This is a genomic window from Pseudomonas sp. LBUM1647 (genome assembly GCF_059716175.1).
Window position 1 is genome coordinate 171,628 of sequence record NZ_CP166809.1, and the last position, 20,376, is coordinate 192,003.

Here is a 20,376-nt window from a genome sequence, read left to right on the forward strand (position 1 = left end):
TTCGCGAGCAAGCTCGCTCCCACAGGGGAATGCATTCCAAATGTGGGAGCGAGCTTGCTCGCGAAGGCGGTGGTCAACTCACCACAAATCTACCCGGCTAAACCTTGACCCGAGCCTGCATGATCTCCGACTCCTCCCAATGATCCAGCGCTCGCTCTACAAGCAACTGCACGCCATCGGCCATGCGGCTGAGCGCCAGGGCTACCGAGCGCCGTGTCCCGTCCACATCGTCTGCCAGATTGGCAGCGATGGCGCTGATGGACAGCAGGTCTTCGGAGGCGTTGGCCAGAAGGGTTTCGGTGTTGACCTCGGGGGCGACGGTGAAGAGGTTGCCTTTGCGGTGCCTGGGGGGAAGTAGTGGGCGAAGGCACGGTCGGCGGCTTCTTTGAGTTTTTCGGTTTCGAGTGGATCTTCGGATGGGGTGCCAGAGTTGTCTGGCGGATTGGGCGTTACCTTGAACATATAAAATTCCCTAAACAGTAAGTAGGAACCGCCACCGTTCGTTTGCACGCGAATTGGGTGGCGGCCGTGCGCAGGTGTGCAAGACCGGGACTGTTTAGGACACCCAGCAGATCCGAGGATCTCCTGCGCGCAGCCGCCATAAAGCAATGAGCCATGGCAATTGCGCCCTAAACAGTTTCGTCGGACTTGCACGTCCGTGTCACCGTTTTTTCAGTGACAAGGCCAGACTAGACCTGGGTTCGGACCGGAACAAGTTCACCAACACCGCTACAACTTGAAGGAAATCTCCGACGCGGTTACCGGACGTTGGTGTTTGCGGAGAAGGTCAAAAGATCGCAGCCTTCGGCAGCTCCTACAGGTGTACGCCGCGCCCCTGTAGGAGCTGCCGAAGGCTGCGATCTTTTCAAGGTTTTGACGACAAATCCGCCATCCCCTTGAGCAACTCGATCGGCAGCGGAAAGACAATGGTCGAACTCTTGTCCCCGGCAATCGAACTCAATGTCTGCATATACCGCAGCTGCATGGCCCCAGGCTGGCGGCCGAGCATTTCGGCGGCTTGCATGAGTTTTTCCGAGGCCTGCAATTCGCCTTCGGCGTGGATCACCTTGGCCCGGCGTTCCCGCTCGGCCTCGGCCTGTTTGGCGATGGCGCGGATCATCGATTCGTTGAGGTCCACGTGCTTGATCTCGACGTTGGCGACCTTGATGCCCCAGGCGTCGGTCTGGGCGTCGAGCACTTGCTGGATGTCGATGTTCAACCGCTCACGTTCGGCCAGCAGCTCATCGAGCTCATGTTTACCGAGCACCGCCCGCAACGTGGTCTGGGCCAATTGGCTGGTGGCCATGAGAAAGTCTTCAACCTGAATAATCGCTTTCTGCGGATCGAGTACACGGAAATACAGCACCGCGTTGACCTTGACCGAAACGTTGTCGCGGGTGATCACGTCTTGTGGCGGCACGTCGAGGACCACGGTACGCAAGTCGACGCGAACCATTTGCTGCACCACCGGAATCAACAGGATCAGGCCAGGGCCTTTGACCTGCCAGAAGCGCCCGAGCTGGAACACCACCCCGCGCTCGTATTCGCGCAGGATGCGGAAGGTCGACCCCGCCAATGCAATCACCAGTAACAGCAGCGCGGCAAAACCCAGTTGCAGGCCCATGGTTATTCTCCACCCGGCGCCGCGTCAGCCGCGGCCACTTCCAGCAATAATCCCTTGCGTGCCACCACCCGGACCCTTTGCCCGGGTTGCAGCGGCGTGGCGCTGAGCACTTGCCACTTTTCTCCTTGCAGGTGCACCCAACCGTTGTAGGCATTGCCGGCCAGCGACATCACCGGGGTCACGCTGCCAACCAGCCCTGCATCGCCACTGACGTTTTCGCGCGGTCGGGTTTTCAGGGCGTGGATCAGCAGGAAAATCAGCAACAGGGCACTGATCAGTCCCAGGCCGATCATCAACGGAACAGGCACCTCGGTGTTGGTCAGAATCACCGCACCGATCACGAACATCACAATGCCGCCCAGACCGATCACGCCGTAATTGGGCAGGGCTGCCTCGGCGATCAGAAACGCGATGCCGAACGTGATCAGCCAGATCCCGATGGGGTTGGGCACCAGCAAGACGACGGTGTCCGCCGCGAATACCGAGCCGCTCAAGGCCAACAGCAGCGCAACCGCAAAACAACGAGTGTTCACGTGACCCTCCGGGAGAGTCATTGATGGTCTTTATACAGTCTAGCTGAGCTCTGAATTGTACGAATTTTGATCAGTTGTTGACGTTGTTCCGGCGGGCAGATTTCCCGCGCGATTGCGTCAGCGGGCCTAGACTTTTAGTGGAGAGAAAAGGTTTAACCATCGTCCGCGAAACGTTGTTGCGGACTCCGAGGTGCATCATGCGTATGGCAAGAACAGTGCAGGACAGCCTGAATAAGGCTCACTGCGAATTTGACGTCGTCACCCATCCGCACTCGGCCAGCAGCCTTGAAACGGCGCGGGTCGCAGGCATTCCTGCCGAACGGGTGGCCAAATCGGTGATCCTCGACGACAACCACGGTCATTTCCTGATGGCTGTGCTGCCGGCGAGTCGTCACCTGGACCTGAGCAAAGTACGCGGCAGTGGCGAATGGCAGATCACCCGGGAAAGCACCCTGGCGCATCTGTTCCAGGATTGCGAACGCGGCGCGGTGCCTGCGTTGGGCGAATCCTATGGCATGGACATGGTCATCGACCCACTGCTGACCCGGCAAAAAGACATCTACCTGGAGGCTGGTAACCACAACAACCTGGTGCACATGAGCGTGCCGGAATTCCTGAAAATGGTGCCGCATGCTGAAGTGTGTGAGTTGAGTCAGTAGATTCTCGGCGTCAGTTACATCGCCATCGCGAGCAGGCTCGCTCCCACAGTTGAGCGCGATTCCATGTGGGAGCGAGCCTGCTCGCGATTGACTGCGCAGCAGTCACCCAATCATTTGCCATGAAAAAGGAGCCCACCATGGAATCCCCAACCCACAGCCTCCCCTCCCTGTTCAAACAACTCGGCCTGCCTGACGACGCCGAAAGCATCGATAAATTCATCGCCACCCACTCACCGCTCAAACCCGAATTGCACCTGGCGGATGCGTTCTTTTGGAGCGAGAGCCAAGCGGAGCTTCTGCGTGACGAAATTCTGGATGACGCCGATTGGGCTGAGGTGGTGGATCAGTTGGATGTGCTGTTGCGGAAAGGGCGGGGAGGTTAAAACCGGGCCCTTCGCCTAAGAATTGTTTCAAAACTTGACCAGCTTTCCCCTCAAATGCCATATTGATAGTTAGCAAACTAACAGTGTGTGTTTCCCCTCGTGCCGAAGAACCTCGACGCTCTCCAGATGAACATCAGCAGCTCCATGGTGGTGGCCGCCAGGCATTGGCGCAGGATCTGCCAGACCACGCTGGTCAACTATGGAATCTCCGAAGCCTGCGCCGTTCCGTTGTTGATGATCGGGCGTTTGGGCGAGGGTGTGCGGCAGGTGACGGTGGCGCAGGCGGCCGGGATGGAGAGCCCGTCCCTGGTGCGGCTGCTGGATCAGTTGTGTCATGCCGGCTACGTCTGCCGTACCGAAGACGCCCATGACCGGCGCGCCAAATGCCTGAGCCTGACCGAGACCGGTCGTGAGTTGGTACAAGCCGTGGAAATCGAGCTGGTGCGCTTGCGCCATGAAGTGCTCGAAGGGATCGATCAGAGTGATCTGGAAGCGGCGTTGCGGGTACTGAGGGCTTTTGAATCGGCCAATCATCTGCCGGTGATCAACCCTTGAGCGGATTTTTTACCGGCATGCCCCCGGCGCGGGACTGGTTCTACGGTGTGCGGACGTTCGCGGCATCGATGATTGCGTTGTACATCGCCATGCTCATGCAAATGCCGCGTCCGTATTGGGCGATGGCCACGGTCTACATCGTTTCCAGTCCGTTTGTCGGCCCTACCAGTTCCAAGGCGTTGTACCGTGCGGTCGGCACCCTTCTCGGTGCCGCCGCCGCGGTTTTTTTTGTGCCGATGTTTGTCCAGAGCCCTTATGTGCTGGTGGTGGTCATCGCGCTGTGGACCGGGATTCTGCTGTTCCTGTCGCTGCACCTGCGCACGGCCAACAGTTACGCCCTGATGCTCGCCGGTTACACCCTGCCGCTGATCGCTCTGCCGGTGGTGGATAACCCCTTGGCAGTGTGGGACATCGCAGAGGCGCGGACCGAAGAGATCTTCCTCGGCATCGCCGTGGCAGCGGTGGTCGGCGCCATGTTCTGGCCCCGGCGGCTGGCGCCGGTGTTCAATGATTCGGTGAACAAATGGTTTGCCGCTGCCTCGACGTATAGCCTGCGTTTCCTCAGCCGCAACGTGCAGCCGGACGAAGTCAGCGCGCTGCGTTCGTCGATGGTCGCGACCTTCAACACACTGGAGTTGATGATCGGCCAGTTGCCCCACGAAGGCGCACGGCCGCAAACGGTGCGCAATACCAAGGAACTGCGCGGTCGCATGATTCACCTGTTGCCGGTGATCGATGCCCTCGACGATGCACTCTATGCCCTTGAGCGGCGCACGCCCGAGCTTGTGGATAAGTTCCCGCCGCTGCTGACCGCAACCACCGAATGGCTCGATCACAAAGACGCCGACCTCGAGCGCTGGCAAGCGCTGAAAGATCAGCTCGAAGCGCTGCAACCGTCCGCCGAAGCGTTGGATGATCGCAAACAGCTGCTGTTTTCCAACGCCCTGTATCGCCTCGGCGAGTGGATCGATGTGTGGCAGGACTGCCGCAGCCTGCAGTACGCCATCCAGTGCGAAAGCCAGGACAGCTGGCGCGCGGTGTATCGGCACTGGCGGCTCGGTCGGCTGTCGCCGTTTCTCGACCGTGGGCTGATGCTTTATTCGGCGGCGTCTACGGTCACCGCCATCATCGTCGCTTCGGTGCTGTGGATTCTGCTCGGCTGGACCGACGGCGGCGCCGCGGTGATTCTGGCGGCGGTGGCATGCAGCTTTTTCGCCTCGATGGACGACCCGGCGCCGCAGATCTACCGATTCTTTTTCTGGACGGCGATGTCGGTGTTGTTCGCCAGTCTTTATCTGTTTCTGGTCCTGCCCAACCTGCATGATTTCCCGATGCTGGTGCTGGCGTTTGCCGTGCCGTTTATTTGCATCGGCACCCTGACGGTCAAGCCGCAGTTCTATCTGGGCATGTTGCTGACCCTCGTCAACACGTCATCTTTCATCAGTATTCAGGGCGCCTACGACGCGGACTTTCTCAGCTTCGCCAACTCCAACCTGGCCGGCCCCGTGGGCTTGTTGTTCGCCTTCGTCTGGACCCTGATCGCCCGACCGTTCGGCGCCGAACTGGCCGCCAAGCGCCTGACCCGTTTCAGCTGGCGCGACATTGTCAGCCTCACCGAACCGGCCACGTTGTCTGAGCACCGGCATTTGGGTGTGCAGATGCTTGATCGCCTGATGCAGCATTTGCCGCGCCTGGCCATGACCGGCCAGGACACGGGCATCGCCCTGCGGGAAGTGCGCGTGGCACTGAATCTGCTGGACTTGCTCGCCTATACACCGCGAGTACTCGGCGCACCGCAAGTGCTGCTGCACCAGGTGGTGGCCGAGGTCGGCGAGTATTTCAAGGCCTGCCTCAAGGCTGGCGAACGTTTGCCGGCGCCGAGTCCGTTACTGATGACCCTGGACCGCACCCGTCGTGCCCTCAACACGGAGTGCGATGAAGGTGCGCGTCTGCATCTGCTGCATGCCTTGAGCGGCCTGCGTCTGTCGCTGCTGCCAGGGGTGGAATTCGTCGGCACCGGCGAGCTTGAAGAACCGCTTCCCCATGGCATCGATGGAGCGCCTTTATGATCGGTGATCTGGATATCAGCGGGGTGTTTCTGCCCACGCTGCTGGTGCTGATGGGCATTACGTATGTGTTGTTCCTGCTGGTGCACGGGTTGCTGACGCGTCTGCACTTTTACCGTCTGGTCTGGCACCGGGCATTGTTTAACGTGGCTCTCTACGCTGTGCTGCTCGGCGCCGTGGACTCACTCAGTCGATACCTGATGACATGAAAAAACCTTTTTTGACCATCGGTCGCGTGGTCCTGACCCTGCTGATCGTGACCTTCGCCGTTGTCATGGTCTGGCGCATGGTGATGTATTACATGTTCGCGCCCTGGACTCGGGACGGCCACATTCGTGCCGACATCGTGCAGATCGCGCCGGACGTGTCCGGGCTGATCCAGCGAGTCGACGTGCGTGACAACCAATTAGTCAAACGTGGCCAGGTGTTGTTCAGCATTGATCAGGACCGTTTCAAACTGGCCCTGCGTCAGGCCAAGGCGGCGGTCGCCGACCGGCAGGAAACCCTGGCGCAGGCGCAACGCGAAGCCAAGCGTAACCGCGGCCTCGGCAATCTGGTGCCGGGCGAGCAACTGGAAGAGAGCCAGTCCCGGGTGGCCCGCGCCGAAGTGGCGTTGATGGAAGCTCAGGTGGCGGTGGACAGCGCCCAGCTCAACCTTGATCGCTCGACCATCCGCAGCCCGGTGGATGGCTACGTCAACGACCGTGCACCGCGCAATCAGGAATTTGTCACTGCCGGGCGTCCGGTGTTGTCGGTGGTGGACAGCAATTCATTCCACATCGACGGTTATTTCGAAGAAACCAAACTGGACGGCATTCATGTCGGCCAGAGCGTCGATATTCGGGTGATCGGCGACCGCGCTCGCCTGCGCGGGCATGTGGAAAGCATCGTCGCCGGCATCGAAGACCGCGACCGCAGCAGCGGCAGCAACTTGCTGCCCAACGTCAACCCGGCGTTCAGTTGGGTGCGGCTGGCCCAGCGGATTCCGGTGCGGATCGCTTTCGATGACGTGCCGACGGATTTCCGCATGATCGCCGGACGTACCGCCACGGTGTCGATCATTGACGATCAAGCCCAGGAGCCTGCGAAATGAGCAGGGCCTCGGGTTTGGCTATCGCTGGATTAGGCCTGTTGTTGTCAGCCTGCCAGGTGGTCGGGCCGGACTATCACTTGCCGGACGAGGCCGCCGTACACCGTGAAGACTTGCAGGGCGACTTGGCGGTGAACGGCAAAAATGTCGTCTCGGCACCGGTGCCCAGCGATTGGTGGCGCTTGTATCAGGATCCGCGCCTCGATCAATTGGTCCAGCAGGCCATGGCCTCCAACACTGATTTACGCGTGGCGGCGGCGAACCTTTCCCGGGCGCGCGCGCAGGTCGATGAAGCTCAAGCGGCAGGTGGCTGGAGCGGCGGCGTGAAGATGGGCGCCCAGCGTTTGCAGGAGTCCGGCGAAGCATTCCTGCTGCCGGAGAAAGTGCCGGTGGCCAACGTCGGCGACATTGGCATTACCACCTCGTATCAGTTCGATCTGTTCGGCACCTTGCAGCGCGGCATCGAAGCGGCCAAGGCCAATGCCGATGCGACTCAAGCCGCAGCCGATACCGCACGAATCACTCTGGTGGCCGACGTCGTTCGGGCCTACACCCAAGTCTGCGCGGCCAATGAAGAGCATGAAATCGCCCAGCATTCCCTCGACTTGCAAGCCCAGAGCACCACGCTGATCCAGCGTTTGCGTGACGCCGGGCGCGGTGACGAAACCCAGGTGACCCGCTCGCAAACCCAATTCAAATCCCTGCGCGCCGACATGCCGCGTTATGAGGCGGCCCGTCAGGCTGGGTTGTTCCGCTTGTCGATGTTGCTGGCCAAACCGCTGGATCAACTGCCGGCCGGCACCGACCGCTGCGCGGAACTGCCGAAAATTGCGCAATTGTTGCCGGTCGGTGACGGCGCGACGTTGCTCAAGCGCCGTCCCGATGTGCGACAGGCCGAGCGACGACTGGCTGCTGCGACCGCCGGCATCGGCATCGCCACGGGCGAGTTGTACCCGGACATCAGCATCGGCGCGACCGTGGGTACCGTCGGCATCCTGGAAAACCTCGGCAAACCGGCGACCAATCGCTGGGGCTTCGGGCCGTTGCTGACCTGGACCGTGCCGTCCAACGGCTCCCGGGCGCGAATCCGCGAGGCCGAAGCGACGACCCAAGGCGCGCTGGCCCATTTCGATGGCGTGGTGCTCAACGCCATCCGCGAAACCCAGACGGGTCTGGCCCAGTACTCCGCGTTGTTGCAACGTCGCGACGCGCTGGCCGACGCCGAGCAATCGGCGCAACTGGCGGCAGATCAGACTCACCGCTTCTTCCAGGCCGGTCGCGCATCGTTCCTGGCGGACTTGCAAGCGACCCGCACCTACACCGACGTGCGGGCGCAACTGGCTTCCGCCAGCACGCAGGTTGCCATGAGCCAGATCGATTTGTTCCTGGCATTGGGTGGCGGCTGGGAAAGCGGACGAACGCAAGGCACGAACTCCGGCAAACCCTGAGGCCGTTGCTATGCTTTGATTTGATGAGGTCGCGCGTCGAACTCATCAATCAAGGCTCGCGTTGGTCATGGGGATTCCAATAATGAAAAACCCTTATGCTCCCGGCTTCTGGTGCGCTATAGCGGCATTGGTGTTGCTGTCGGCCACCTATTTCTACGGCATCATGCTGGCCCACCAGATCGACAAGGCGCTGGTGTTCCTCGACAGCGCCGCGGCATTGATTGCCGTGATGGCAATCGTGGTGGTGGCCTGGGCTTCGGTCCAGGGTCAGCGCATCAAAAAAAGACAGCTCGAACAAGGCAAGACCCTGGTGCTGATCTGGGACACCAAGGTCGCGCTGCGCCGTGTCGAAACGGTGTTCGATCGGTATTTCTGGGGCAGTTACTGGCAACCGGGGCGTACGTTCCAGGAAGTCATGGGCGAACTCACCGGCACGCCGCTGGAAAAAAGCCTCGAAACCCTGAAACAACAATGCCTGGCGCTGGACAAGCAAATGTCCGAGGAGGGCTGGCACTGGCTCAGCAACGCCCGTGAACTCTCCGATGTCGCCAACGCCATGGCCCGCGAACGTTATCAACTGGACTTCTGCGACCCGCGCTCGGAATCCCCAAGCGGCACGGCGGTGATCAATCGCGACTTCGAAGTGCTGGTCTATACATGGACCGCACGGCTCAAGAGCTTTGATCATCAACTTGATGAGATCGAAACGCAGTATTCGTGATCCTAAAAGATCGCAGCCTTCGGCAGCTCCTACAGGTAAACGCATTCCCATGTAGGAGCAGCCGAAGGCTGCGATCTTTTAGGGGCGCTACATATCTCCCAATGGTTCACCTTTGTGAACGATCGCCTTCCTGTGTGCTCATAGACACTCTTTAACCTTTAATCATTGGGTCGCCTGGTGCGCCTGATGCTAATCTCCATCGCACTTTTAACGCAGTCGTGACCACAACCCGACGGGTTCAGGGAAGACGACCACACCTTCAACAACGGACATTGATCGGGTCATTCATGAATAAATCAGCAGGCGTGCTTCTTGGAATCGTCGTTGCCATCGGTGCAATCAGCGCCGGCGGTGCCTGGTACACCGGCACCAAACTCGAAGGTGTGCTGAACACCTCGATCGCCGATGCCAACAAAGAGCTGCAAGCCGCGCTGGTCGGTTCCAACGGCACCGCGTCCCTGGAACTGGTGTCGCTGGAGCGCCATGTGTTCAGCAGCACCGCGCACTACCGCCTCAAGGGCGAAGGCGAGATGTTCGGCGAGGCACCGGTGGAGCTGCTGTTCGTCGATAACATCGAGCACGGTCCGCTGCCGTTTTCGCGCCTGGTGTCGCTGAAGTGGCTGCCGGTCCTGGCCACCAGTCACTACGAACTGGAAAGAACCCCGACCACCGAGAAATGGTTCGTCGCTGCCAAGGACAAATCGCCGCTCACGGGCGTGGTCAATATCGGTTACGACAATGCCACCAACGGCACTCTCCAATTGCTGCCGCTGGACGTGGCGCTTGACGACAAGTCCAGCCTGAAATTCTCCGGGTTGAACCTCGATGTCGCCGCCAGCGCACAAGCGCAGAAGGTCAAGGCCGACGGTTACATGGACAGCCTGACGCTAAGCACGGTCGCCGAAGATCAGACGCCGGTGAAGGTCGAACTGAACGGTCTGACCCTGGCCAGCAACCTGACAAAAAGTACCTACGGCTACTACACCGGCGAGAACACCGTCGAGCTGACCGACAGCAAGACCACCTTCGGCGCCAAGCAGTCGGTCTTGGGTTTCAAGAAATTTGAAATGAAGAACCAGACCGAGGAATCCGGCACCAGCGCCTCGGGGCGTGCCGATTACAAGGTGGGTGAAGTGTCTTTGAACGGCAAGACGGTCGGCTCTGCGCAGATGGCCATGAGCCTGAAGAACCTCGACATCCCGGCAACAATGTCGTTGATGCAGATTTACCAGACCAAACTGCAACCGTACGAGAGGGCCGCCGCTGAGGCCGTCGCTGCGGGTGAGCCGGCACCAGAGCTGATCCTTACCCCGGCCGAAGAGGCGCAGGTCAAAACCGGCCTGGAGAAACTGCTGGCCGCCGGCCCGCAGGTCGCCCTGGAGAATCTGTCGTTCAACACCGCCAATGGCGAAAGCCGCGCCAACCTGGTGCTCGACCTGACCAAACCACAATCCATGGACCTGCCGCCGGACCAGTTGACCCAACAACTGATTGCGCTGCTGGACGTCAACGTGAAAGTGTCCAAGCCAATGCTCGTTGACCTGCTGAGCGTGCAGTCGCAAATCGACGGTCAGACCGACGCCAAGCTCATCGCCGATCAGGCCACCGCCACCGCCGACATGTTTGGCAGCATGGCAGTCGGCACGCAGTTGGCAAAACTGGAAGACAGCAACATCGTTTCCAAACTGCACTACGCCAATAATCAGGTGGAATTCAACGGCCAGAAGATGACCGTCGAAGAGTTTGTCGGGTTTGTCATGAGCAAATTCGGCGGTGCTGGCGAGGTCCAGTAAAACCGAGGGTTACACACCGACGCCCGGCCTCTGCGCGACGCAGACGCCGGGCGTTTTGCTGTCTGGCGTTTGAAGCGGGACAAGGAGTGACGCCCAATTTTCTGAAGAACGGAAAGGTCTGACGGTATTCGAAGACCCTTCCGACATTAATCCTTTTTCCCCGTTGCTAACGTGCCCGCCAATTTCGCGTGCACAGACCATGGACGGTTTGGACATCGCGCTTCATTTCCTCTTTGCTTAAGGATAAGCGTATGTTCGGTTCGGCCAATACGGCGCACTTCGCGCTGCACATCCCCGCTGTTCGTAACGATTTCAAAGTGCTCGCCTTTGACGGTGTTGAGGCCATCAGCGCCTTGTACGCGATCCAGGTTGAACTGGTCAGCGAACACCCGGATTTCGATCTCGAAAGTCTGCTCAGTCAGCCCGCCTTTCTCCAGTTCGGTCTTAACGGCGAAGGCCTTCATGGCCGTATCGAAGACGTATTCGTGGGTGAGGCCGGCAAACGCCTGACCCGGTATCACCTGACCCTGGTACCGGCGCTGCACTACTTGCAGTTCAGCCACAATCAGCGGATTTTTCAGAAGCTGACGGTGCCGCAGATTATTGCTCAGGTGCTCAAAGGCCACGGCATTCAGGCCGATGCCTTTACCTTCCATGTCAGCACCAGCCCCGAACGCGAATACTGCACGCAGTATGGGGAAAATGACTTCGAGCTAGTCCAGCGTCTATGCGCCGAGGACGGCATCGCCTGGCATCACCAGCATTCGCCAGACGGTCATCTGCTGGTGTTCACCGACGATCAGACCTACTTCCCCAAACTGGGCGAAACCCCTTATCAGCAAGACTCCGGCATGGTGGCAGAGCACCCGGTGGTCAGCCAGTTTTCCATGCGTTTCCGCACCCGCACCAGCACCACCACGCGCCGGTACTACGACTTTCAACGCCCGAGCCTGTTGCTGGAGAGCCGCTTCACCGCCGAGTTCAGCCCAGAGCTGGAAGACTATCGTTACCCGGTGTTCATCGAGAACGAAAAACGCGGCAAACAGCTCGCCCGCCAGGCCTTGGAGCGGCACCGCACCGATTACCAGTTGGCTGAGGGCAACAGCGATCAGCCCACGCTGCGCTGCGGTCACTTGTTCGACCTGACCGAACACCCACGTAAAACCTGCAACGATTTGTGGCTGTTGCTCAGCGTGACGCATGCTGGCAAACAGCCTCAGTCACTGGAAGAGGCCGTCACCAGCGACGTCAAACCCGAAGACGGCTTCACCCAAGGCTATCGCAACAGTTTCCGCGCCATTCCCTGGGACGTGCTCTACCGACCGCCGATGCGCCCACGCAAAACCGTGCTGGTCAGCCAGACCGCCCGCGTCACCGGACCGGTTGGCGAGGAGATCTATTGCGACGAGTTTGGCCGTGTGAAGGTCGAGCTGCCGTGGGATCGGGCCGAACTCAACAGCGAAAAAAGCAGTTGCTGGCTGCGGGTTTCCTCCAGTTGGGCCGGAGAAAACTTTGGCGCGGTGACCATCCCGCGCATTGGCATGGAAGTCGTCGTCACCTACCTGGAAGGCGACCCCGACCAACCGTTGATCACCGGGTGTGTGGCCAACACCGTCACCTCAGTACCGTATTCGTTGCCCGAGCACAAAACCAAAACCGTCTTGCGTTGCCACAGCTCTCCGCACACCGGTGGTTACAACGAACTGTCGATTGAGGACCGTGCCGGGCAGGAACAAATCTACCTGCGCGCCCAACGCGACCTCGAACAGCTGATCCTCAACGACAGCGACACCAAGATTGGCAACGACCGTCGCGAGCAGATCACCCGCGACAGCCACAGCCTGATCAGCAACGACCGTTTCGAACAGGTGGACAACCACAGCGCCAGCCTGATCAAGGGCGACGAGTTGCACACCACCCAAGGCGTGCGCAACACGGTGATCGGCGGCAATGAACTGATCACCATCACCGGTAATAGCAGTACGACGGCCGGCGGTACGCTGGTGATCCAGGCCGGTTCGCAGGCTCACGTCAGCGCTGCCAACGTGGTGGTCGATGCGGGGATGAGCCTGACGCTCAAGGCTGGCGGTCATCACATCGTGATCAACTCGGGCGGAATTTTCAGCAGTGTGGCCATTATCGAGGGTGGGGCGCCGTTGGCCGGGATGGCTCCGGAGGCAGCTCGCTCATTGACCCCCGTGGCGCCACAGGCCCTGATTGCGCCATCACTGGCCGCGCAAAAACTGGCATTGACTCAGGCGGCACAACAGGCCGCACCGATCTGTGCCGTGTGTCAAAAACTGGCGGAGATGACGGCATGAGTCAGGCTTACCTGCTGTTGGATCGCGCCCAGATTGAGCGTCTGCCTGAGCGTCTGTTTGAGCTGGGGAGCACGACGTTTCAATCGCTCTATCAGACAACCGCCTATAGCCCGTTGGAGGAAGCTGGACCGGTCTTGGTGCCTGTTTCTCCCAATAGCCCGCTGGCTCATACCTTTTTTCGGGATTGGAGCGCGACATGTGGTGTCTGGCTAGAGTCAGAGGCGCAAGAAGCTGTAGTGCTTGAGCATCTACGTAGCCTGATTCACGTTCGTGTCGAAGGGGATGTCACAGTCTTATTCCGCTACCACGACCCTCGTATCGCGGCTTTGTGGCTAGCGGATCTGCCAACCCACGAGCGTGATCGCTTGATGGGGCCGGTGCGACTGATCCGGCTCCCGGAACTGGATATTCATCAAGAAACCCCGGATCAACCCGCTGCACAGTTTGCGCATGAGCCTTGGTTGTTCCTGTCTGCGGAGCAACTGGAGCACTTGGGCACCGCCCAACGACAGCGCTTCGCTCAACGGTTGATCGAGCATTGCCAACAGTACTTTTCCGAACACCTGCAAGGGCTGGACGACTTTGCATTGCAACAGTGGGCTTCTCATTGCCAGCACCGTGCTGGTCGTCACGGTTACAGCGCCATCGATGAAGTCCTGCTCTGGGCTCGTTTCCACGCGGTGCTGGGCACTGACTTTCCCGATGCACCGGGTCACGACGCTTACCGGAGCATATTGGCCGAGCCCGGTGTATCGCCCGAGCAACGGCTGGATAACCTGAATGCCGAACTGACGCGTCAGCAGCTCATCGGCAAGGAGTCCGGCGTATGAGCGCAGAAAAACTGGCGATGATCGACCGAGCCGCTCAGGCCGAACGCGCCGCCAAGGCGCAGCCTCATGCCGATATCAACAGTACGCTTACGCCGTGCCCAGCCAGCCAGGCCGAAATTTTCGTCGTGCCCGTGCGTTATGCCTTGGCTGAGGAAAAGGCCGAGAACCCCAGCTGCGTTCCCGGCGTGACCACGCAAAGCCGCCCTATGGCGGCACGACGCCTGCGGACCGGGTTTGTTTATCTATGGCAGGACAAAGGCCCCCTCAAACGGTATGCCGTCTCGCCGAATGGCCAGCTCAAAGAACAGGCACTGAACGCTGACGCGACACCGGTGCTTGACGCTACCCTGACGGGGCTGGCCCTGCAAAAAGTCCACGATGCCTGGATGCTCTACAGCGAGTTCCCTCTGAACGCCGAGCACTGCCAATCGCTAAGCGACAGCAGCGTCAAGCGTCGTGAACACATGCGCCACGTGGCGTTGCGCACCGTGGCCAATGAACTGCAAGCCAAGCATTGCCCGCCGCTGGACAACGCCACTCAGGTCATGGCAGAACTCATCCCCGACATCTTCGCCCGGTCCATGAAAGTGGACCAGCTAAGGGGCGCCGAGGATATCGAAGCGCTGGGTGCAACGCTGATGAAAGAACCGACCCCGGTCAACATCAAGGCCTACACCGACGCCATGCATGGCGCCCGTGAGCGTGAAAAAGTCCTCGCCCAACACCCCGAGGTCGGCGATCAACCGCCGGGCGAGTGGAGCGCCGAACCATGGGACGGTCAGGGCACTCAGGATTGGCTGGACAGCGCCAAGGCAGAAGCCAAGGAATTGTTTCCCGTGTTCGCCTGCCTGGATGACGATCTGGGCGTGCTACGGGACATCAACTACGAGCAGGAGTGGGCCGAGGCGAGTCACGAAAAGTGGCTAGGTGATAACAACGTGCGGCTGAGCATCGGTGGGTTTGTGCGCAGCCTGATCTCTGAAGATGGTGCCGAACTGGCCGGGTCCATCAGCTACCGCTACAAGGATCGCGATATCACCCTCACGCCCGAACAGGGCCAAGTCATGCTCGACACCCAGCATCGGCTGGATGAGGAACTCAAGGCCGAAACCCGGGCCCGTCAATACGGCGGTCAGCCCACTCAGGCCGAAACCGCCGCCCGCGATGTGCGTATCGCGGCCATTGTCGCCCCGGTGCGGGCCTTTATTCCGGCGGACTTGTACAACGAAGTGGAATTCGTCGTCCGCGAATACCGCGCCGAAAAGCAGGCGAATCTCAACAATCACGCGTTCAGCGCCAAGGTCGGCGAATACATCGACCTCAAGGCGATGAACACCTGGTTCGCGCAGACCGCAGCGGCGCACTACCAACAGATCGAGCAACGTCACACCGCGTTGTTTGCCGACCGGGGCGTGTACCTCAACCGCTCGCTCAGCGGCACCTGGTTTGTCGATTACCACGACCTTGAAACGCGGCATTGGCTGACCGAGCTGGCCACCGGCTGCCTGACCGCCCAATGCCTCCGTGCCCAGGGCGCCGAGCAATACGCCGACTATGTGCGCGCCGCTGACGGCGGAGCGCTGAAACAACTGTTCAACGCCTGGACCCCCTCGATCGATGCGGCCGTTAACAACACCTCTCGCCTGGGCGAGTTGATGGCGGCACTGGCCTCCGACAACATCAGCGCCACCCATCAGGCATTGGCGCCGTTGAGCGCAGCGGTTCTGGACGACATCGCGGCCATGGCCCGAGACGTCAGCAGCCAATGGAGTATGTTGGTCAACCGTCTGGCGGCGGCGCTGTTGTTGCTCAAGGCTGACGGCGCCTTCAGCCGCTCATGGATGGGCGTCCTCATCGCCACCCGACTGGGCAGTAATACGCCTTTACGGCTTGTCATCGAGAACGGTCGGCAGGTATGGAAGTTGTTGGGGCAACAGGCCGAAGCACTGGGCGACTGGGCGAAGACGACCGGGAAGGCCATTGGTGCGGGGCGTGTGGGACGGATTGTTAGTTCGCCAGTTGTGGCCAATAGCGGAGGGGTGGTGCCGTTGGCGGCGTTGCTGTTGAACGTGCTGAATGCGCATAACTATTTGAGAGAGGCCGGGGTGTTGGAGGGGATGGACAGCCGGCGGGTTCGTGACACGGCTTCGGCGACGTTGTATGCGGCGGCGTTGGTGGCGGTGGTTGATAACCAGGTGCGGAAGGGGTTTGGGGTCAAAGAAATGTCCTTACGGCTGCCTGATGGTAGGGCCGGGATTGCTCCAACACTTACTTTGTTTGGTGGGGTGATTGGCGGGTTGTCGGCCGCTGCGGCATTCGCAGAGTTCAAATCCCTGCAAATACAACTCGAGAGCGCCCAAAACCGAGTCGACCCGTGGCTGGAGATGCGCCAGATCGTGGTCGGTGGGCAAGTAGCGGCCTTCGGCGCCCAAGCGCTGTTAGGGTTTGGCTACACTGCCCGCGCCTTGGCAGGCTCAATAACAGCCGACGCCGCCATCTTGCGTTACACGCTGTACATGGGACCGTTGAACTGGCTCATTCTCGGGCTGGGTGTTCTGCACCTGATCACCACGCTCTCGAAGCAAACCCCGCTGCAAAACTTCCTGAACTTCTGCTGCTGGTCAAAAGCGCGGGCTATCGATCTGGAACCTATCGCGCCCAAAGCTCAGCAGGACGAACTCGACCGGCTGTACTTCATTCTTTATGCACCTCGGGTCAGCATGCAAAGCAGCTCGGTGGTGGGCAGTGGCAATGGCCCATCCGGGCTGACTTCCGTCAGTTCCATTAATGCCCTGACCATTGATTTGCCGGGGGCCGAGCCCGGCAGTGTCTACCTGGAACTGAGCATGGTCGGTGACCCGGAGGATACCCAGGGCTACCGTCATCTGATCAAAAACAGCCGTACTGATAATTTCAAGCCACCGCGTCCTTGGCGAGACATGACGCCTCACTGGTTGTCCAGCAGCGTCTGTCAGTGGATACCGTTCAAGGAAGGTCAGGGCTTACGCCTGAGTGGCCCGTTTAACACACTGCCAAATGTATTGAGGACACCACCCAGCACCGTTTCCCTACGGTTGCGTTATCGCACACCATTGACCGCGATGCTCGGCGCCCGCACCTTTATCGGCGGCGAGCGAGGGCTTGCCTTTACCCTGAATGACTCAACGGGCGTGATAGCGCTGTGGACGGACCCGACGCCTGAGCTGGATCGTGTACCGAATTACCCGCTCGGCGAGGACCACCCCGGCGCTATTTACCTGCAACCCAAGGACAAAGCATGAGCACGCCACAGGCAGGCACCACGAAAAAAAGGATATTTTCGCGCAATGACTACCTGGCGCCGTTGCCCATACCTACCGGACAAAAACCGCAGGACGTTCTCAATACTATTTGGCGCAAGAACGACGTGTTTTTGGATGTTGGTAACTACAGCATCGGTTCGGCGGTGATGGTGATGTGGCCGACGCTGATGGTGTTTTTAGCCATATCTTTCTTCACTCGAAATCTTGACCCTGAATACAGCCAAGGTGTTTTGATCCTAGGGGCGGTTATTTTGGGCGTTCCTACACTGATTTTGATCCAAGGCCTCTTCCGCGAAGTCCCTTTGCCGGTGCGCTTCAATCGTCAACGCCGCGAAGTCTGCGTCCCCCGCGACAATGGCGAGTACTGGATCGTCCCATGGGAAACCGTGACGGCCGCCGCCACCCAGCACTCGTCGGTCAGTCAGGCCGGTAAAGCCACGATGGGTTTACTGATCATCGGTTTCGAAAACCCGGACCCGCTGGCCAAGGAAGACAACAAGCATTTTTCGCTGGGTTTCAACTGTGGTGGCGGCACCACGGCCATGGCGTTGTGGGAGTGCATGCGCAGCTATATGGAAGTTGGGCCGCAGGTTCTGCCAATCACAAATGACTTTGAGGGCGGACGAGAAAAGCTGCGGGGCAGAAGCGTCTTTTGGGGCATTTGTTGCGCATATTTAGATGGCATCAGACAGCACTTGGTAGCGCAGGAAATCGGCAAAGCGCTGTGGCTGGTAATTGGCGCGGTGCTTCTGGGTGCCCCACTGGCAATGATGTTGCAAGAATGGAAATTATCGCCGCCGCCCGATTTGCTCTATCCCGACATCATCGAATGGTCAAAACCATTACCCCCGGAACAGTGGGCCAAACGCTCCCCGGAACTGGAAGAAGCCATAGCCAAACGCGAGGCTGAACTAGTCGCTCACTCCGAGCGAGAGTTAGCTTGAAGGCGAGTATTCAAGGCTGCGGGAATCTGATCAAAACAGCCCGCTCAGCCCCTACATGCCACTCCGTCCTTGGCGCGATATGACGCCTAAATGGTTGCGCTGTAGCACCTGTCAGCGAATGCCTTCCAAGGAAAATCGACGAATTGTCATTACCGTATGCCCCCGAGCAGGGTGCCAAACTTTCATTGGCATTGGAGCGGCGATTATAAAATTTTGAGGTCGGACAGACAGTGGGATGAAGTGCAGTAGCTGGAGGGTGGTTTGTGTTGCGGTAATTTTTTACTTTAACAATGTTGTTAACTGATTTTGTAAGCGGAGAAGTTGAAGTGAGTGTGATAATTCCATTGAGTTACATAGAGAAGACCTATCGTTATCCTAAGTTGTCATCTGAAGTGCTATCTGAAATGGCATCTGAAATAGCATGCTCTTTGTGGTGGAGGTTAATGGTTGCAACTACCTATGTAATGTTTGGTTTTCTGGTGTTCGCAGTCGCCATTGTGCGTTTCTTTTTGGTGCCCCGGTATTCTGAGGTTTTTGCATATTCGATGCTTGGTTTAGGTGCGTTACTTCTCGTTATGACAGTAATCATTGTGGTTGTGGAGTGGTCTGAGAGTAAGGGTAAGTCTATCGATAGTAATCTCATTGAGAAAGTTTTGAGTGTTTGTTTCAGCTCGGCAGGCGTTTCTGTCGAAATGTCGCTGGGTTCAGAGCGATTTATGCACGTGCTATCTATCGCCGGCATTAGATCCGTTTCAGGCTATGTTCAAGATGGGTGGCTCTGGGTTCGGGATCGTGGTGTTGTAATTGAAACAAATGACGGAAAGCAATTTCGTTTTGTTTTGTCTTTGAGTAAGGCTGAGTTAAATCGTTTTTTAAATGATTTTACATTGTCGCTGAGTGAAATAAATTTCCCTGTAAGAAGCCTCAGGAAGTTTCTAGTGTGAGTTGGTAGTTGTGATGATGTTGTACTGCAATCGAAGTTTCGACCTGCCTCGACATCATCGAGTGGTCACCCCCGGAACAGTGGGCCAAACGCTCCTCTGAGCTGGAAGCCGCCATCACCAAACGCAACGCTGAACTGACTGAGCAAACGGAACAGGCGTTGCTTAGGGAAAGGACGTAGAGACAATCATGACCCAACTCCCCTCACTCCCCATCCCCGGACACGATGATCTACCGGACTACGACGTGTGCCTCCCGGCAAACCTGCGCCCCGACGCCGATCGGTTGATCCGCTATGTGCACGAATTGTCATATCGACCCGTGCGGTACTGCCCGTGGTGTGGCAATACTAACGTGACCCTGCATAACAATCGCGGCCGACAACGGCTCCCGCGTTACTACTGCCGCTCTTGCCGCAAGAGCTGCAATAGTTTGAGCGATTCACCTTTTGCGAACATGCATCGGATGGAATTGTGGTCAACGTTTGCTGTGTACCTGCTGGCCGGTTGGTCCAGCGTCCAGATAGCGTCGCGCTTGGAAGTGACTCCAAAGGTCTACTTCAACTGGGGGCAGGCGGTCGGGGAGGTGATGGCTGAGGAGTGTCCGGAGTTGCATCAGTGGTGGACGACACGCCATTACCGGGAAAACCTGCAACCACCCGAGCACCTCGCGGCGCAACAGCAAGCGGTCGTCACCTGGATCGAGACGACGCTCAATGCACAGCACGCGACATGCCACAGGTGCGGGGGAGCGCGGACCTATCGAATTAAAGGCATACGCCCGAAATTCAAGTGCGATACCTGCGTGACCTGCTTCTCCATTCTGTCCGGGACACCGCTGGTCGGGATGATTCGGCCCGATCTCTGGGTCGATTTCGTGAAAGGGGTGATGGATGGCCAGAGCATCCAGGACCTTAAACGGCGCTCAGGGTTGGGCATCGGCGGCAGTACACGCTGGCGTGAGCAGTTTTTGTTGTTGATCGAAGCGTTGGGGCACCCTGAACTGTTGGGATGGATCACTTGGATGCGCAGTCGTCGGCACAATGAAGTGGCCAGTTTTGTGCGCCAGGGTGGTTATCTGGACAAGGCAACACGCTCGATCTATCCGCAAGGGACGCGTAAAGGCAGGTTCGTGAGTTGAAGACCAATGATCGTCAGCTTTCCAC

General features: G+C 58.9%; 17 protein-coding genes and 1 pseudogene. 15 read left to right on the forward strand and 3 right to left on the reverse strand.

Going from position 1 to position 20,376, the window contains the following annotated elements; genetic code table 11:
• Positions 1 to 97 precede the first annotated feature (97 nt).
• The 3 genes and pseudogenes from ACA059_RS00745 to ACA059_RS00755 all read right to left on the reverse strand — a co-directional run bounded on the left by ACA059_RS00745 (position 98) and on the right by ACA059_RS00755 (position 2,157).
• A pseudogene (locus ACA059_RS00745) lies at positions 98 to 462 on the reverse strand (DUF6124 family protein).
• A gap of 403 nt (positions 463 to 865) precedes the next feature.
• The gene (locus ACA059_RS00750) at positions 866 to 1,624 is read right to left on the reverse strand and encodes a slipin family protein (RefSeq protein ID WP_129439535.1); all 759 of its coding nucleotides are present in this window, start codon (positions 1,622 to 1,624) and stop codon (positions 866 to 868) included.
• Between the two features lie 2 nt (positions 1,625 to 1,626).
• Complete coding sequence (locus ACA059_RS00755; RefSeq protein WP_497632322.1) at positions 1,627 to 2,157, reverse strand: NfeD family protein; 531 nt, start codon at positions 2,155 to 2,157, stop codon at positions 1,627 to 1,629.
• 197 nt (positions 2,158 to 2,354) lie between these two features.
• Between ACA059_RS00755 and ACA059_RS00760 the strand changes: the two genes are divergently transcribed.
• The 15 genes from ACA059_RS00760 to ACA059_RS00830 all read left to right on the forward strand — a co-directional run bounded on the left by ACA059_RS00760 (position 2,355) and on the right by ACA059_RS00830 (position 20,351).
• The gene (locus tag ACA059_RS00760) at positions 2,355 to 2,816 is read left to right on the forward strand and encodes an aminoacyl-tRNA deacylase (protein ID WP_497632323.1); all 462 of its coding nucleotides are present in this window, start codon (positions 2,355 to 2,357) and stop codon (positions 2,814 to 2,816) included.
• A gap of 137 nt (positions 2,817 to 2,953) precedes the next feature.
• Positions 2,954 to 3,199 carry a DUF2789 domain-containing protein gene (locus tag ACA059_RS00765; RefSeq protein ID WP_497632324.1) on the forward strand — a complete coding sequence of 82 codons (246 nt, stop codon included), beginning with the start codon at positions 2,954 to 2,956 and terminating at the stop codon, positions 3,197 to 3,199.
• Positions 3,200 to 3,325: 126 nt separating this feature from the next.
• Complete coding sequence (locus ACA059_RS00770) at positions 3,326 to 3,754, forward strand: MarR family winged helix-turn-helix transcriptional regulator (RefSeq protein ID WP_218536767.1); 429 nt, start codon at positions 3,326 to 3,328, stop codon at positions 3,752 to 3,754.
• The gene (locus ACA059_RS00775) at positions 3,751 to 5,823 is read left to right on the forward strand and encodes an FUSC family protein (protein ID WP_497632325.1); all 2,073 of its coding nucleotides are present in this window, start codon (positions 3,751 to 3,753) and stop codon (positions 5,821 to 5,823) included. The genes ACA059_RS00770 and ACA059_RS00775 overlap by 4 nt, the downstream gene beginning before the upstream one ends.
• On the forward strand, positions 5,820 to 6,029 hold the full coding sequence (locus tag ACA059_RS00780) for a DUF1656 domain-containing protein (protein WP_033058629.1): 210 nt from the start codon (positions 5,820 to 5,822) through the stop codon (positions 6,027 to 6,029). The genes ACA059_RS00775 and ACA059_RS00780 overlap by 4 nt, the downstream gene beginning before the upstream one ends.
• Positions 6,026 to 6,913 carry an efflux RND transporter periplasmic adaptor subunit gene (locus ACA059_RS00785; protein WP_497632326.1) on the forward strand — a complete coding sequence of 296 codons (888 nt, stop codon included), beginning with the start codon at positions 6,026 to 6,028 and terminating at the stop codon, positions 6,911 to 6,913. The genes ACA059_RS00780 and ACA059_RS00785 overlap by 4 nt, the downstream gene beginning before the upstream one ends.
• Positions 6,910 to 8,358 carry an efflux transporter outer membrane subunit gene (locus ACA059_RS00790; RefSeq protein ID WP_497632327.1) on the forward strand — a complete coding sequence of 483 codons (1,449 nt, stop codon included), beginning with the start codon at positions 6,910 to 6,912 and terminating at the stop codon, positions 8,356 to 8,358. Before ACA059_RS00785 ends, ACA059_RS00790 begins: the two co-directional genes overlap by 4 nt.
• 82 nt (positions 8,359 to 8,440) lie before the next feature.
• Positions 8,441 to 9,079, forward strand: a complete 639-nt coding sequence (locus ACA059_RS00795) for an NADH:ubiquinone oxidoreductase subunit N (RefSeq protein ID WP_497632328.1) — start codon at positions 8,441 to 8,443, stop codon at positions 9,077 to 9,079.
• Between the two features lie 287 nt (positions 9,080 to 9,366).
• Complete coding sequence (locus ACA059_RS00800; protein ID WP_497632330.1) at positions 9,367 to 10,872, forward strand: YdgA family protein; 1,506 nt, start codon at positions 9,367 to 9,369, stop codon at positions 10,870 to 10,872.
• Between the two features lie 251 nt (positions 10,873 to 11,123).
• On the forward strand, positions 11,124 to 13,193 hold the full coding sequence (locus tag ACA059_RS00805; protein ID WP_497632331.1) for a type VI secretion system Vgr family protein: 2,070 nt from the start codon (positions 11,124 to 11,126) through the stop codon (positions 13,191 to 13,193).
• Positions 13,190 to 14,023: a DUF4123 domain-containing protein gene (locus tag ACA059_RS00810; protein WP_497632332.1), complete on the forward strand. Its 834-nt coding sequence runs from the start codon at positions 13,190 to 13,192 to the stop codon at positions 14,021 to 14,023. The genes ACA059_RS00805 and ACA059_RS00810 overlap by 4 nt, the downstream gene beginning before the upstream one ends.
• Positions 14,020 to 17,304, forward strand: a complete 3,285-nt coding sequence (locus ACA059_RS00815) for a toxin VasX (protein ID WP_497632333.1) — start codon at positions 14,020 to 14,022, stop codon at positions 17,302 to 17,304. The genes ACA059_RS00810 and ACA059_RS00815 overlap by 4 nt, the downstream gene beginning before the upstream one ends.
• Positions 17,301 to 18,269 (forward strand): hypothetical protein, encoded by a 969-nt coding sequence (locus ACA059_RS00820; protein WP_497632334.1) that lies wholly within the window; start codon positions 17,301 to 17,303, stop codon positions 18,267 to 18,269. Before ACA059_RS00815 ends, ACA059_RS00820 begins: the two co-directional genes overlap by 4 nt.
• Before the next feature lie 326 nt (positions 18,270 to 18,595).
• Positions 18,596 to 19,213 carry a hypothetical protein gene (locus ACA059_RS00825; RefSeq protein ID WP_497632336.1) on the forward strand — a complete coding sequence of 206 codons (618 nt, stop codon included), beginning with the start codon at positions 18,596 to 18,598 and terminating at the stop codon, positions 19,211 to 19,213.
• A gap of 187 nt (positions 19,214 to 19,400) precedes the next feature.
• The gene (locus ACA059_RS00830) at positions 19,401 to 20,351 is read left to right on the forward strand and encodes a transposase (protein WP_497632338.1); all 951 of its coding nucleotides are present in this window, start codon (positions 19,401 to 19,403) and stop codon (positions 20,349 to 20,351) included.
• Positions 20,352 to 20,376 lie beyond the last annotated feature (25 nt).